Here is a 14555-nt window from a genome sequence, read left to right on the forward strand (position 1 = left end):
GGCTTCCTGGTCCTGAGCGACACCAAGGGGACCCGGCTCGCGTCGGGAGACTTCCTGCAGGCCCACAAGGGCGACGAGGTCAACTGCAGGCTCCTGCTCCAGTTCAAGGATGGATCGGTACATGACGAGACGGCGGTCTTCACGCAACACAAGGTCTTCATCCTGCAGAGTTACCACCTGATCCAGAAAGGGGCCTCTTTCAAGGAGGACATGGACGTTCATATGGAGCGCTCCGGTGCCTACCGGGTGAAGGTCAAGCTGCGCAAGGGGGAGGAGAAGGTGCTGGAAGGAAAGCTCGACCTGCCGCAGGATGTCTATAACGGCATGGTCCCCACCATCGGCAAGAATATCGAAAAGGGGAGCACCGAGACCGTCCATATCGTTGCCTTTACCCCCACCCCCCGCGTGATCGAACTGCAGATGGTGCCTGCCGGAGAGGAGAAGGTTCGCATCGGGGATTTGTCCAAGAGTGCCAGCCACTACCTGTTAAAACCAAAGCTCGGACCCTTGCTGAAAATTGGCGCCGCCATCCTCGGCAAAACCCCGCCGGACACGCACCTGTGGACCATCTTCACGGACGTGCCGGCCTTTGTGAAGCTCGAGGGGCCGCTCGCCACCGAGGGGCCCATCTGGAGGGTGGAGCTGACCAGCCCGGTCTGGGCGAAGTAGAGGAGATGCCAGTCGAGAGCGTTGGAGAGAGTGGTAACCGTTCGTGCTGAGCCTGTCGAAGTACGAGCTCCAACTATTCCGGCTTCGCCAAGCCGTACCGAGTTTCACAGCCCTTCGACAGGCTCAGGGTGAACGGCTTTGGCGGCGAGATCGGATGTTGTTGAAAGACACCATTGGCAATAAGGACGCGCAATGCCACTGATCCCCGAGCGACATACCGCCCCCGAGTTCCTGGACCTCTCTCCGGAGAGCTACGCACCGGAGGAGCTGGAAGGGACACTGGCGGACATCAGGGTGGTCAACCGGTACCTGGGGGACCGCCCCGCGATCCTCAAGCATCTGGCGGCCATGGCCAAGGGGCTGCCCGGCTTCTCCTTACTCGACATCGCCACCGGTTCTGCGGACCTCCCCATTGCCATAGTGGAGTGGGCTCGGCGAAACGAGCTCCAGACGGCGATTACCGCAGTCGATATCAACGAGCAGACGGTGGACATCGCGCGCAGGCACGCAGCCGGTTTTCCCGAGATCAGGGTGGAGGTCGCCGATGGGCTGCGGCTTCCCTACCCGGACAAGAGCTTCGACATCGTGGTCTGCAGCAAGACCGCTCACCACCTATCCAACGAGGACGCCGTCCGGCTGGTCGCCGAGATGCTGAGGGTGGCGAGGAAAGGCTATCTGCTCATGGACTTGCGCCGGAGCTGGATCGCCTACGGTCTCATCTGCCTGTTGACCAGGATCTTCACGCGCAACCGGCTCACCCGCTACGACGGCCCTCTTTCCGTGCTGAAGTCCTTCACCCCTGCCGAGCTGACCGCGCTTGCCAGGGATGCCGGGGCTGCCAAGTTTGCCGTGTTCCGTGAGCCGTTCTGGCTGCTGGTGCTCTCCGGGGAGATCGCATGAGGTTCTCTGTCGCGACCAACTTCCAGCCGGACCTGTTGGATGCCCTGGAGGGCTACCCGGTCTACGAGCTGTTCGGCAAACTCCCCTCTGACAGCGTCGGTGGCGGGCGTGCTTCCTTCATGCTGGCGCCCCTGAGCGCGCGGGAGTTCGAGCGGCATGTCCGTGACGCCGCCCGCAGGGGGATCGGCTTCAATTACCTGATCAATCCCGCTTGCCTGGACAACGCGGAGTTCACCCGCAAGGGGCAGGCGGCGCTGGAGCGGCTGTTGGGATTCGTGGAGGAGTGCGGGGTCAGCTCGGTGACGGTGTCGCTCCCCTTCCTGCTCCCCATCATCAAGAGACGGCACCCGGGCCTCAGGGTGCGGGTAGGCGTCTATGCCCGGGTCGATAACGTCGCCAAGGCCAGGTTCTGGGAGGAGATGGGGGCCGATTGCATCACGCTGGAATCGATCGCCGTCAACCGGGCCTTCCGGATGCTGCAGGCGATCCGGCGGGCGGTGAAGCTGGAGCTTCAGCTGATCGCCAACTCCAACTGCCTGATCTTTTGCCCCCTTTCCGGCCAGCACATGGTGAACCTCTCCCATGCCTCCCAACAAGGGCACCAAAGCCGTGGGTTCATGATCGACTACTGCGCGCTGCGCTGTTCCTGTGAAAAGTTGAGGGATCCCTCCAACTTCCTGCGCTCGGAGTTCATCCGTCCGGAGGATCTCGGTATCTACCGCGAGATGGGGTTCCAGTCGTTCAAGATCCTCGAGCGGGGCGCGCCGACCGAGGTGTTGGTGGCGCGGGTGAAGGCCTACGCCGAGGGTCGTTTCGAGGGCAACCTTCTGGACCTCATCCAGCCCTATGGGTACAAGGGGCCGACGAAGGCGGGGCAGGGGAGGGTGGCGGAGCTCTCCAGGTTCCTCAGGTATTTCTTCCGACCGGGAACGGTGAAGACGAGGGGGCTTCTGCGGCTCAAGGCGCTCGCCGAAAAGCGGGGGCTGATCTCCCCCTTGGAGTGGGACCCCGTCTACCTCGACAACCGGGAGCTGGACGGCTTTCTGGAAGGGATCAAGGAGATCGACTGCCGGGAGGCGGACTGCGGGGAGTGCGGCTACTGCGCAAGCTGGACCAGGAAGGCGGTGCGGGTCGACGAGCCGTATCGCGAGGAGATGTTGCGGCTCTACCAGGATGTTTTCAATGACATGTACACCGGCACGCTGTGGGGTGTCGCGGGGGGAGGGAACCATGAACGGAACTATCGGCTCGGGCAATAGCCGCAACTCTCGACGGGGCGCCTACGTAGCCTCCATCGCCTCGGCGGTCCCTTCCTACAGCACCGACCAGAAGGCCGCCGCCGACCTCGTGAGGGAGCATTTCCGTAACGCCCTCACCGCCAGGAGCCTCGGCCAGGTACGGGCCACCTTCCTCCATCCGAGCATCAAGAAGCGCCACTTCGCCGTCCGGGAGCCGGCCGACATCTTCTACGAGACCCCGGACCACCGTGTGGCCCGTTTCACCGAGCACGCCGTCGAGCTGGCCGCGCAGGCGGTCGAATCGGCGCTGGCCAAGGTCGGGGTGGAGATCGAAGAGGTGAGCGCCGTGGTGGTCAACACCTGCACCGGTTACATCTGTCCCGGCATCTCCACCTATCTCATCGATCGGCTGGGGCTGCCGCGCGGGGTCCGGCTGTACGACATGGTGGGAAGCGGCTGCGGCGGGGCGATTCCCAATCTGCAGCTGGCTGAGTCGATGGTGAGAAACGACGGCGGCATCGTGGTGAGCGTGTCGGTGGAGATCTGCAGCGCCGCTTTCCAGATGGGGAACGACCTCAGCCTGATCATGTCCAACGCGGTCTTCGCCGACGGAGCCGCCGCCGTGGTGCTCTGGGACAAACCGGCAGGGTTCGAGCTGGTCGCCTCGGCGGGGCACTACGTGCCGGAGCAGCGCGAGGCCATCAGGTTCGTCCACCGGGACGGGCAGCTGCACAACCAGCTTTCCAGCGAGCTGCCGGAGCTGGTCAGGACGGCGGCGGCCGGAGTGGTGGAGGATCTCCTGGGTAGGGCCTCCCTCAACAAGAGCCAGATCGGCCACTGGGCGATGCACACGGGGGGCGAGAAGATCATCGACGCCGTGCGGGACGAGGTAGGGATTCCGGAGGAGCGGCTGTGGGCTACCAGGAAGGTGCTTGCCGAATACGGCAACATGTCCTCGCCCACCGTGCTGTTCGTGCTGGACGAGCTGCTGCAGGACGGCATCTGCCCCGGCGAGTGGTGCATGATGCTCGGCTACGGAGCCGGGCTCTCCGCGCACGGGTACCTGTTGAGGAAGATGTAAGGGGGGAGAGGGAGCCTGGAAGGCAGCTTTAGAACCTGTGCCGCGAGCGGAACTGGTCGCCGGTGAACCACCCCCGAATCAGGTCCAGATTGTTCAGCATCACCTTCAACGCCGCCTTCTCTCGCCGCTTCACGAAGTAGTTCCCGATAAACATCCCCGGGCTGAAAAAGGTCTTCAGGTTCTCCCAGTTCATGATCCGGTTCAGCTGCTTTTGGGTCAGATGACGGGTCCTCACGTTGCACATGAAGCCGGTGTACCTGCTCAGGTCGTCGGTGTTCGTTACCAGCCCTTCCTGCAGCAATTCCTCCCGTATCTGCGTTCCGGGGTACGGCGTCACGCACTGGACGTAGGGGAGATCGATTCTCAGCCTCTTGGAAGCGCGGAAGATCGCCCGGACGTCGTCGACGTCGTCGTCGGGATTGCCGATGATGAAGCCTCCCATCACCCCGATGCCATGCTCGCGCAGCCGTCGCACCGCTTCTTCGGTCTTCTTGGTGATGTCCCCTTTCTGGAACAGGCTGAGATTCTTGGGCAGGACTGACTCGATACCGAGGAAGACGAGGCCGAAGTTCGCGCGGGCGAGGGCGGGGATCAGCTCCGGATCGGCCACGATGCCTGCCACCGAGGCCTGCACCAGGTACTCCATCGAATTCAAGCCGTTTTCCACGATCGCCTCGGCCAGCCGCCGGAAGCGGGGCGGGTCGAGGGTGATGTTGTCGTCGACGATCAGTACGCTTTCCGTGCCGCGCCTCTTGAGCTCCTTGAGGTCCGCGATCACCCGCTCTAGTGTATGACAGCGGAAGTTGGCGCCGTACATGCCGGTGATCGAGCAGAAGGTGCAGGTCATGGTGCAGCCGCGCGAGGTCTCCACGCAGTCGAGCTTTCTGTCCAGGTAGCGGAAGTCGTCCAGCACCCGGGCCTCCCGGGCGGGAAGCGGCAGATGACCCATTTCCACCAGTTCCGCCGGCTGGTTGTGATGGAATCCATTCTCGTCCGCCCAGGAGAGGCTCGGTACCTCGGCAAGGGAACGCTTCCCCTGCACCGCTTCCACCAGGGCTACCATCGCGCTCTCACCTTCGCCGCGGATCAGGTAGTCGAACGGCGCGGACGCCGAGCTGGTGAGTTCGGTGCGGGCGAGGGTCGCGTGATAGCCCCCCAGCACAATCTTAGCTTGGGGAGCATGCTCTCTGCAGATCGACATCACTGTCTGAGCGCTCTGGTACTGGAAGCTCATGCTGCTGACGCCGATCAGTTCCGGCCGGAACTCTGACAGAAAGGTCGTCAGCCACCGACTGATCTCCTTATGGACCAGGACCAGGTCGACAATGCGCACCTCGTGTCCAGTCAGCTGCGCCGCAAGTGAGCAGAGCCCGAGGTTCGGCACTTTGATGACGCGATTGAAGTTGTTGGCGGCGTCAGGCATTGCCAGCAGCAGGATCTTCATGGTGTGGTCCTGGTAGTTTGAAGTCGAGGTGGGCTGCCTTGGAAAGACGTAACGAGTATAGAAGAGGGAGGCGATTAAGCAAACTGAGCGGCGTTGATAGCCAAATCTTTGCCGACACCTTGAAGCTCTCCCTCTCCCCACGGGAAAGGGGACTTTCCGACAACGGGAAGGGAAGGTGATAGCGGATGTATGCCAACGATGGAAACGGCGAGGTGGGCGCTGCCCACCTACCAGATGCGGAAGATGTGCCTGGGATGGTTACGGCAACGGCGGGATGGCGACCTTGCTGGCTACTTCGGCTGCGACGCCGATCGCCTTGGCTGCGTTCTCCACTTTCCTGGAGACCTCCTTGAGGTTGCCGTGATGCTTATCGAGCCGGCCATTGATCTCCAGGAGGCGATGCTGGTACGCCTGGACCTCTGCTATGTGCTGATCGAGAACGGTGACTTGCAGGTCTTCCTCCACTTCTTCCAGGCAGGTCCGCAACTCCTTCAGCTCCTTTGCCTCAGCCGGGGGGAGTGAAGATAACACCTCGTTGACGGCCTTCTTTGCCTCACCGGCCACTTCCAGTGCTTTAAGCCTCGCGTCGTCAATCATTGCCGTTACCTCTCAGTACATGTCGACCTTCCTTTTTTACCTGTCCGATGGAAGCTGCTCACTTTCCCGTTTGCCAACCGCTACTTGTCAGCAGTATAAACCATTAGGACCTTGTTAGCGCCAGATTCATTATTCGCTCACTTCCCCCGCAGGTACTCGATCAAGAGGCGCACCCCCACTCCGGTGGCTCCCTTGGGGAGGTAGGGGCGGGATTTGTCGACCCAGGCGGTGCCGGCGATGTCGAGATGGGCCCAGCGAGTTTTGCCCACGAACTGCTTCAGGAACCAGGCGGCGGTGATGTGCCCCCCCTCCCGGGAGCTGGCTGCATTCTTCAGGTCAGCGATGTCGCTCTTCATCGCCTCGCCGTACTCATCCCACAGCGGCATCTCCCAAATCCGCTCTCCGCTTCGCTCTGAAGCCCGCTTGAGGTCCTCGATCAGCCGGCGATCGCTGCCCATCAGGCCGCTTGCCTCGTGCCCGAGCGCCACCACGCAGGCGCCGGTCAGGGTGGCTAGGTCGATCATGGCGGCGGGTTTGTAATTGGCGACCGCGTAGTTGAGCGCGTCGCAGAGCACCAGGCGCCCCTCGGCGTCGGTGTTGGTGATCTCGATGGTCAGCCCGGACATCGAGGTGATCACGTCGCCCGGCTTGTAAGCCTTGCTCCCCGGCATGTTCTCGGCGGTCGGGATGATCCCGACCAGGTTCACCGGCAGCTTCAGGGCCGCGGCCGCCTCGATGGTTCCCATGACCGCCGCCGCACCCGCCATGTCCGTCTTCATCGCCTCCATGCCGGGGCCCGGCTTGAGCGAGATGCCGCCGGTGTCGAAGGTTATTCCCTTGCCGACCAGCACCGTCGGCCGGTCCCGCTCGCCGGCACCGTGGTATTCCAGCACGATCAGGCGGGGCGGCTCCACGGAACCCTTGCCCACCGCCAGCAGGGCGTTCATCCCTAGCTCCTCCAGGTAGTCGGTCTCCAGCACCAGGCAGCTTAAGGCACAGCGGGACGCCAGCTCGTGCGCAGCAGCGGCGAGGTAGCCGGTGGTGGCGACGTTGCCGGGATGGGAGACCAGGTCGCGGGCCAGGGAGACGCCGCGGCAGATCGCCTGCGACCGTTCCACGCTGGTGCGGGCTTCCGGCAGCCTGTTTTTCTCCGGGACAAGCAGAATCATCGCTTCGAATTGGAAACGCTCCTCCTTGTCCTTGGTCTTGTACTGATCGAAGCTGTAGCTGCCAAGGAGCGCTCCTTCGCAGGTCGCTTCGATGGCGGTTGCTATGTCGCCGGCCAGATGCAGGGCCGAGGCGAAGGAGGCGATGCGCGCGCTCCTCAGTGCCTGGGCGCTGCTTCCTGCCGCCTGCCTAACCCGTTCGGCGGTCAATTCCTCCTTCTTGCCCAGCCCGACCAGCAAAAGCCGCTCAGCCGGCAGCTTGCCCAAGGTATGCACGAGGTGCGTGCTGCCGGGCTTGCCGCGGAACTGCTTGCCGGTGAACAGCCTATCGAGGTAGCCCTCCAGCGCGCGATCGCAGGAGGTGAAGATCTCGTCACGGGCATTCTCAAAGCAGCCGATGATGAGGGCGGAGGTGGCATAGCTGATGACAGGGGCGGACGTGACATCGATATTCATAAGAACCTCACTGGAGTTGATGTATCTGTGATTACCATTAAAGGGCGCTCAGTTGCAAGGCGGCGATAATTTGTCACGCACAAACAGATACTTGCATTAGTTGTGATGTGCATCACTTACACAATTTCCCGCTTCGCCTATTCTCTCACCAGTTTCAATGTAACGCTGGAACATTACTTCCCAGGAGGGAGCGGTTAATGACGTGGCGCACCTTTTTGCCGATTGTCACTGGCGTAATTATATCGTGTTCATCGCCGCTGTTAGCAGCCAGTGAAGGCACCGCTCAAACAGCTCCCGTTTCCCGACTGGAGATATCTTCTACTACCTCTAAACAGGTGCGGTCGGAAGCTTCCTGCGAACTGAAAGTGAAGGAGAAGTACGAGTATTATGACATCGAAGGTGTGACAGTCGGTGACCTGCAGAAAGCGATCAACCATAACGGCACCAAGTGGGGCGACGGGATCACCTATGCCGCGGTGACCACCTGGAACATCCACTACGATTACGATGTGACCGATGATGACGGCAGGTGCTCCGTGAAAGCGGTCCGCACCAGCGTCGAAATAGTGTACCATCTTCCGCGCTGGTTATCGCCGGACTCCGCCGGGACCTTGCTGTCCTCCTGGAACGACTACATGGCCCATCTCAAAAAGCACGAGTTCGGCCACAAGGAGATTGCGGTCAAGAGCGCCGGCGAGATCAACGAGGTGCTGGCCTCCCTGCAGAATTTCAAGAACGAGAGCGACCTCGACAAGGAAGCCAAGCGACGCACCAACGAAAAGCTGCGGGAGTTGAAGGACCTGCAGGTTGCTTACGACGCGAAGACCAGGCATGGCGCCACCCAAGGCGCGGTACTGGCGTCCCAGTAATCTCTCCAAAGAGGGAAACTCTTCACAATTTCCGGTAAGGCCGTTTCGAGTTTCTACCAGCTAACCCGAAGCGGCCTTCATCGCGTCTCCAGAAAATCTCGCCTCGTTGTTTCTTCTTCTGAAATTTCCTCGGATCCTATCGATTCCCATCGCCTGATTCGGCTACTCCATCCAAAAAAAGACAGGCGGTGCTCTTGCTTTATCGTAAATTTAAGAGTAATAATGACCAGACTCAAAAAAATACACTCTAATTCAAGGAGGAGAGCATGAAAATCACGTGGCTGCTTGCCGGTCTACTTGTCGCAGCATCTGCGACCTCTGCGATGGCAGCGGGACCATACGTCGGAACATCCGTCGGTCCCAGTTTCTTCCACGACAGCGACGTTTCGGACCCTTTTGCCGGCAATGCCAACGTCTCGTACGACACCGGCTTTGTTTTTAATTTTGCCGGCGGTTACAGGTTTGATAGCGGAGTGCGGCTGGAGGGTGAATACGGCTACAAGAAGGCCGATATCTCGAACCTTTCTCTGGGAGGGATCACCTACACGACCTCTGATTCAGATCTAAGCGTCATGAGCTTCATGGTCAACGCCTTCTACGACATCAATCTGAACTCCCCCTTCACCCCCTTTGTCGGGGCCGGGATCGGCGCGCTGCGCGGCAATGTGAGCACTTCCGGGCAGGATTTTGACGACACCGTCTTCGGTTACCAGCTTTCGGCCGGCATTTCCTACGCTGCCACCAAGAACGTGAATTTCGATCTCTCTTACCGGTTCGAGGGAGCTGCAAGCGATTTCAACATCGACGGAACTGACCTCTCCTACCACAGCAGCAACCTCCTCTTCGGTCTCCGTTACACCTTCTAATCGCGCTGCACTCCAGACCGAAAAAAAAGCCCTCCCGGTATCCGGGAGGGCTTTCTAGCGCTTTGTTTAAAGAAGTCATAGTCGGCGGCGCAACTCACGGTAGAGTGCGGCGGTGAGCACGCCAAAGGCGAGGTGGCTGGCTATGCCACCTATCACCTGGACCGGCTTCTGCCTGGTCACCGGGGGCATCAGCTTGGTTGCCGGCAGCCAGCCGAGGTATCCTGCCGCCCAGGTCGCCAGGCCGATCGCGCTTCCCTCCGCGACCACATGCCTGACCCTCCGTCTGGTCGCCGCCAAAAGCAGGGCGAAGGTCAGCCCGTATCCGACGCCAAGAGCCTGCGCTACCGCCTTCTCGACCGCCTCGGGGATCTTTCCCACCGCCCGGGCCCCCTTTTCCGATTTCTTCAGGGCGTCCTCGGTCTTCTCGACTATGAACTCGCCGGGATGCTGCCGGATAGGCGGCATGTGCTGGGGCAGATACTTCATACCCGCCGCCTGCACCCCCTGGATCAGGACCGTCCCCGCCAGTCCGGCAAGCGTCCCCGATACTGCCCTCTCCCATGCGTGGTGCCTTTTCATGGTAGCTACCTCCTTCACTCGTCTAGGGTGAAACGGTGACTGCGGTTGAAAAGGTACAACCTCCCTTGGCTAGGCTCTCAGAAACTCGTCGGGGGCCAGGCTGGTGGCCAGCATCACCATGTTGATCTCGCGATGCTGGTGCCAGGTGGCAGTCTCCTGGTTGATGGGATCCATCCAGAAAGACTCGATCTTGTCAGCCAGCGACAGGTAGCGGCTAAAGGTATGCAGCCGTTCCCTGAGGGCGGAGACGTTGTCGCCAAAGCCGGCCGCCTGCTTCTCCACCAGCGCGGTCAACGGCCCCACCGCTTTCAGGCCGATCGACATCCCCAGCTCCCTGAAAGCGAGCCGGAACCGGCCGGAGAGGTCCAGCTGGCCACCCGACAGGACCGTTTCCAGCCCGAAGGTCGAGGCATCCAGCACCTCCCGCAACAACCCGGGGTTCCCGGGCTCCCCTTGCGCCATCACCTGCGCGAGCCAGCAAGCCGATTGCAGCATCCCTCCGATGCCGAGCGTGTCATCGGTTCCCCAGTCCCTGCCCACGCACATCTCGGAGAGCTCGGCGATCTCGGTGCCAAGCTCAGGAAATTCTGTGCCGGGGAACCGTTGCACTGCCGCCTGCAACTGCTGGCAGGCTACCAGGCCATCCAGCGGGTCGTGCTGCCCCATCGCGGTCGCCTGCGGCCGGCTCAGGTTGATGCTCATCTTCCAGTACAGGAACTTGCCATCCTCGGCCGTCGAGGCGTGGGTGAAGGCCGCGTGCGCGATCTTCGCGAGTTCGATGGCCCACTGCAGGTAACGCGCGTCACCGGTCACCCTGCTCACGCAGTTGAGCGCGTGCATCCACTTGGTCAGGTAGTGGTAGTACTGGCCATCCCGGTCCCATTCCAGCCGCTCGTCGGGGAACTCATCCGGCCTCCGCTCGTTCAGCCTCTTGCCGATCCTGAGCCCCCCCGCGTCGGGTGACGCTCCCCCTCCTTTTCGCTTAAGCCGCTGATCCACCCTTTCTTGGAGGTATCCTGCCGGTGCCGTCCCAGTACGTGGTGCACCTGGTCAACCAGCCTCACCGCCAATTCGCGCCAGCTCTCGTTCTGGGTCAGCCGGTACAGCTCGAGGTAATTGCAGACCGCGAAGGCGTCCGTCCAGAGGTAGCGTTTGGGGGGGCCGCCACTCTCGACGAGCCCGGTGATCTTGGCGAAGTTGAGCATGATCTCTTTGACGGCGTTGATGGAAGCGTCCTGGTTCATACCGTTCCTCCTTGGGCTCGGCTGCCCTGCGGCGACCCCTTTTAGTCCGGCTTACCCGTCAGGTACCTGTTGTCTTGCGGCCAGATGTTCATCACCTGCCGCATGATGGCCAGCTCGCCTACGTGGTAGGCGTTGTGGTCGGCGGCGGTGAGGATTTCCCTGAAGATGGTGTAGTTCTTGGCATGCGGGATGGGAGCCAGCAGGTCGAGTGTTTCGTCCCTTACCATCTCCTCAAGCGCCTGGAGATCAGCTCTGAAGCCTTGGCAGCTCCGGTGCCACCCCTCCTCGCCGGTGTTCTGCTCCGGGTCCGGCCGGTACCCCTGCGGGTAGTCGGGCGACACATGGCGGGGATCCCTGACAAACCCCAGGATGTCCCACTGGGCGATACGCAGGTGCTCCACGAAGTGCCAGAAGGTGTAGGGGGTATTGGGTGGCCTGCGGTTGATGTACTCCACCGGGAAATCCGCCAGCACCTCGTCAAAGCTCATGTGGGCGTTTTGCCCCTTTAACAGCGCCAGGAGCTCCGTTCTCATCACCTTCTCGCTTTTCATGCCGCGCATCCTCCCGTAGCCGAGGCGAATTTCCTCCTAACTGTACTGTCGATGCCGCTCATTGCAAAGCCGCCGGCACATTTTTAGGCGCCCCACCGTGGAAGGCCGAATTGACGCCGAAAGGTATTAAATTATAATTCACTAATCTTTTCGGGGGCGTAATCCAACAGGAGGATTCATGGATCCATTCTTCGCCTCACCTGACCTGCAGATCTGCCGGAGGTTTCGTGACGCCTGCACGGGTACCGGGTCCACCATCGTCCGTCGGCCGCCGGGAGACGACCCCGCCTACCAATTCGCCTGCTCGGCAGCCTCCGGATTGCTCTCCGCCCCTCGTCACCTGGAATCGCGCTTCCTCTACGACGCGGAGGGAAGCGCCCTCTTCGAGCGGATCACCCAGCAGCCCGAGTATTACCTCACCCGCACCGAGACCTCGATCCTTGCCGCCCACGCCTCCCGGATCAGGGAATTGACCGGACCGGTTACCCTGGTGGAGCTCGGCTCCGGAAGCTCACTCAAGACGGACCTGTTGCTGCACGCCTGGCTGGAGCAGGCCTCCCGGGGATGCTACGTCCCGGTGGATGTGAGCGACAGCGCCCTGGCGGGGGCCTGCGGAAGGATCAACGCCAAGTTTCCGCAGGTCAGGGTGATCGGCGTGAACAGTGAGTACCAGGACGCCTTCCCGCTGCTGCCGCTCCTTTCCCCCAGCCTGGTGCTGTTTCTGGGAAGCTCCATCGGCAACTTCTCGGAGATCGAGATGACCCGCTTCCTGACCGCCCTGGCAGCTTCGCTGCAGCCGACCGATTTCTTCCTGTTGGGGATTGACCTGGTGAAGGAGAAGAAGCTCTTGGAGGCTGCCTACAATGACGCCGCGGGGGTGACCGCCAATTTCACGCGGAACATGTTCGCCCGCATGAACCGGGAACTGGGTAGTTCGGTGGACACCGGGGCCATCGAGCATGTGGCCCGCTACGAGGAGGGGAGGGAGCAGATAGAGACCTTCGCCTACTTCACCTCGCAGCAGGCTGTGTTTCTGGCGCCCCTCGACCGGCAGTTCCTGATCCCGCAGGGGGAGATGGTGCAGGTGGAGATCAGCAGGAAGTTCCACGTCGAAAGCCTGCTTCCCTACCTGAAAAGGTTCGGCTTTCTCCCCGAGCAGGTCTTCACCGACGAGCGGGGCTGGTACGCCTTGGTCCTGCTGCGGCGGGCGCCCAAATACTACGGATGTCGTGGGAGGTTGTGATGACGGAGTCCCGCCTTCAAAAACGCGACGGGCTGTGCGGTATCTGCCCGGCCGGCTGTTTCGTTACCGCCACCTATGAGGATGGCCGCCTGGTGCGCGTTGAGCCGCAGGAAGGGCACCCGCTGGGGATGATCTGCCACATAGGCCGCCACTCGCCGCAGGTCGTCTACGATCCGGACCGGCTGCTGCATCCGCTGCGGAGGACCGGTTCCAAGGGGAGCTACCAGTTCGAGCAGATCTCCTGGGACGAGGCCTTCGACGTCATCGTGACACGTTTCGGTCAGCTGAAGGAGCAGTGGGGCCCGGAGGCGCTGGCGATCTACACCGGGCGCGGCAGCTTCGACATGGCGCTTTGCGACATCTTCCAGCCCGCCGACGCAGCCGTTTCCTCCGCCTCCAGCGTGCTCTTCCCGTTCGGCTCCCCCAATACCCTCGGGGTTGGTGCGCTCTGCTACGTCTCGTTTGCCATGATCGCGCCTCACGTCACCATGGGGGAGATGCTGATCAGCATGGAGACCGATCTGGAGCAGGCCGAGCTGATCGTGATCTGGGGGACCAATCCCGCCACCGATTCGCCGCCGCTCACCCATCGACAGATCATCGAGGCGAGCCGTCGGGGTGCAAGGGTGATCGCCGTCGACCCCCGCCGCGGCGAGACCGCCCGGCAGGCGAACGCCCAGTGGATCCCCATCCGTCCCGGCACCGACGGAGCCCTGGCGCTGGCCCTGATCGGTGTGCTGCTGGAGGAGGAACTCCACGACGAGGGGTTCGCGCGGGAGTGGACGGTGGGGTTTCCGGAGCTGAGCCAGCTGGTCCAGCACTATCGCCCGGAGGTCGCCGAGCATATCACCGGCGTGCCGGCCGAGACCGTGCGCGAGCTGGCGCGGCAGATCGCCACCGCGCGCGGCGCCTGCCCGGTCATGTACACGGGGCTGGAATACAGCGACAGCGGCGTGCAGGCGATCCGCGCGGTCTTCACCCTGTTCGCGCTAGCCGGCCAGCTCGACGTGCCGGGCGGCCTGTTGTTCAGGATGAAGGAGAACATCTTCCCGCAGAACCGCTCGCGGCTGGTCGCCAACCCGGACATGAAGAAGGCCCTGGGACGCGACCGCTTCCCAGTTTACAGCGCCTACCGAGGAGAATCCCACGCCTCCATTCTCCCGGAGGCGGTGCTGGAGGGAAAGCCGTACCCGATCCGGGCACTCACCATCCTGGGGGGCTCCATCATCACCGCCTGGCCCGATCCCGATCTCTGGCGCAGGACCTTCGCCTCTCTGGATTTCATGGTCTCCATCAACCGCTACCATACCGCCGACTCCGCCTATGCCGACATCGTCCTGCCGGCCACCACCTACTACGAGAACGTCTCCTACATGAGGTACGGGCCGCTCTTCAAGATAAGGGAGCGGATGGTGGAGCCGCAGGGCGAGGCGCGGAACGACTTCCTGATCCTGGCAGAGCTCGCCAAACGCCTGGGGTACGGAGACCTCTACCCGCAAAGCGAGGAGGAACTGCTTCGCTTCGCGCTGGAGGAGAGCGGCTTCACGCTTGAGCAGGTACGTGCGGCGGGGGGCGAGGGGAGGCTGCCGGCGGTGATGATGCAGTACAAGAAGTGGGAGAAGGGGCTTCTGCGGGCGGACGGCAAGCCTGGC

General features: G+C 62.1%; 15 protein-coding genes. 8 read left to right on the top strand and 7 right to left on the bottom strand.

The features are described 5' to 3' along the window. The 4 genes from VJ604_RS05690 to VJ604_RS05705 all read left to right on the top strand — a co-directional run. Positions 1 to 669 (top strand): hypothetical protein (locus VJ604_RS05690; RefSeq protein ID WP_324080518.1); only part of this gene is annotated, 669 nt, incomplete at its 5' end. A gap of 192 nt (positions 670 to 861) precedes the next feature. Next, positions 862 to 1569 carry a methyltransferase domain-containing protein gene (locus VJ604_RS05695; protein WP_324080520.1) on the top strand — a complete coding sequence of 236 codons (708 nt, stop codon included), beginning with the start codon at positions 862 to 864 and terminating at the stop codon, positions 1567 to 1569. Continuing rightward, positions 1566 to 2828 carry a U32 family peptidase gene (locus VJ604_RS05700; protein WP_324080522.1) on the top strand — a complete coding sequence of 421 codons (1263 nt, stop codon included), beginning with the start codon at positions 1566 to 1568 and terminating at the stop codon, positions 2826 to 2828. Before VJ604_RS05695 ends, VJ604_RS05700 begins: the two co-directional genes overlap by 4 nt. Then, positions 2800 to 3888 carry a type III polyketide synthase gene (locus VJ604_RS05705; protein WP_324080524.1) on the top strand — a complete coding sequence of 363 codons (1089 nt, stop codon included), beginning with the start codon at positions 2800 to 2802 and terminating at the stop codon, positions 3886 to 3888. Before VJ604_RS05700 ends, VJ604_RS05705 begins: the two co-directional genes overlap by 29 nt. A 28-nt stretch (positions 3889 to 3916) precedes the next feature. Here the strand turns inward: VJ604_RS05705 and VJ604_RS05710 are convergent, their stop codons facing one another. The 3 genes from VJ604_RS05710 to VJ604_RS05720 form a co-directional block, all read right to left on the bottom strand. Beyond that, on the bottom strand, positions 3917 to 5332 hold the full coding sequence (locus VJ604_RS05710; protein WP_324080527.1) for a B12-binding domain-containing radical SAM protein: 1416 nt from the start codon (positions 5330 to 5332) through the stop codon (positions 3917 to 3919). 258 nt (positions 5333 to 5590) lie between these two features. Next, the gene (locus tag VJ604_RS05715) at positions 5591 to 5929 is read right to left on the bottom strand and encodes a hypothetical protein (protein ID WP_324080529.1); all 339 of its coding nucleotides are present in this window, start codon (positions 5927 to 5929) and stop codon (positions 5591 to 5593) included. Between the two features lie 137 nt (positions 5930 to 6066). Next, complete coding sequence (locus tag VJ604_RS05720; protein ID WP_324080532.1) at positions 6067 to 7551, bottom strand: leucyl aminopeptidase; 1485 nt, start codon at positions 7549 to 7551, stop codon at positions 6067 to 6069. Between the two features lie 335 nt (positions 7552 to 7886). Here VJ604_RS05720 and VJ604_RS05725 point away from each other — a divergent pair, with 335 nt between their 5' ends. Both VJ604_RS05725 and VJ604_RS05730 read left to right on the top strand, forming a co-directional pair. Next, a complete protein-coding gene (locus VJ604_RS05725) occupies positions 7887 to 8420 on the top strand; it encodes a DUF922 domain-containing protein (protein WP_324080535.1) in 534 nt (177 codons plus the stop codon). 266 nt (positions 8421 to 8686) lie between these two features. Beyond that, entirely contained in the window at positions 8687 to 9286 is a 600-nt protein-coding gene (locus VJ604_RS05730) for an outer membrane protein (RefSeq protein ID WP_324080538.1), read from the top strand. A 75-nt stretch (positions 9287 to 9361) separates the two neighbouring features. Here VJ604_RS05730 and VJ604_RS05735 read toward each other — a convergent pair whose 3' ends face one another. The 4 genes from VJ604_RS05735 to VJ604_RS05750 form a co-directional block, all read right to left on the bottom strand. Beyond that, a complete protein-coding gene (locus VJ604_RS05735; RefSeq protein WP_324080541.1) occupies positions 9362 to 9865 on the bottom strand; it encodes a hypothetical protein in 504 nt (167 codons plus the stop codon). 69 nt (positions 9866 to 9934) lie between these two features. Continuing rightward, on the bottom strand, positions 9935 to 10864 hold the full coding sequence (locus VJ604_RS05740; RefSeq protein ID WP_324080544.1) for a hypothetical protein: 930 nt from the start codon (positions 10862 to 10864) through the stop codon (positions 9935 to 9937). Beyond that, positions 10789 to 11109 carry a hypothetical protein gene (locus VJ604_RS05745; protein ID WP_324080546.1) on the bottom strand — a complete coding sequence of 107 codons (321 nt, stop codon included), beginning with the start codon at positions 11107 to 11109 and terminating at the stop codon, positions 10789 to 10791. The genes VJ604_RS05740 and VJ604_RS05745 overlap by 76 nt, the downstream gene beginning before the upstream one ends. 41 nt (positions 11110 to 11150) lie before the next feature. Next, complete coding sequence (locus tag VJ604_RS05750) at positions 11151 to 11660, bottom strand: DinB family protein (RefSeq protein ID WP_324080548.1); 510 nt, start codon at positions 11658 to 11660, stop codon at positions 11151 to 11153. Positions 11661 to 11838: 178 nt separating this feature from the next. Between VJ604_RS05750 and egtD the strand changes: the two genes are divergently transcribed. Together egtD and VJ604_RS05760 are read left to right on the top strand one after the other, a co-directional pair. Beyond that, entirely contained in the window at positions 11839 to 12903 is a 1065-nt protein-coding gene (gene egtD / locus VJ604_RS05755; RefSeq protein ID WP_324080551.1) for an L-histidine N(alpha)-methyltransferase, read from the top strand. Further along, positions 12903 to 14555 (top strand): molybdopterin-dependent oxidoreductase (locus tag VJ604_RS05760; RefSeq protein WP_324080553.1); only part of this gene is annotated, 1653 nt, incomplete at its 3' end. The genes egtD and VJ604_RS05760, both read left to right, overlap by 1 nt.

Source organism: Geomonas sp. (genome assembly GCF_035254065.1).
In the GTDB taxonomy this organism is placed as follows: Bacteria; Desulfobacterota; Desulfuromonadia; order Geobacterales; family Geobacteraceae; genus Geomonas.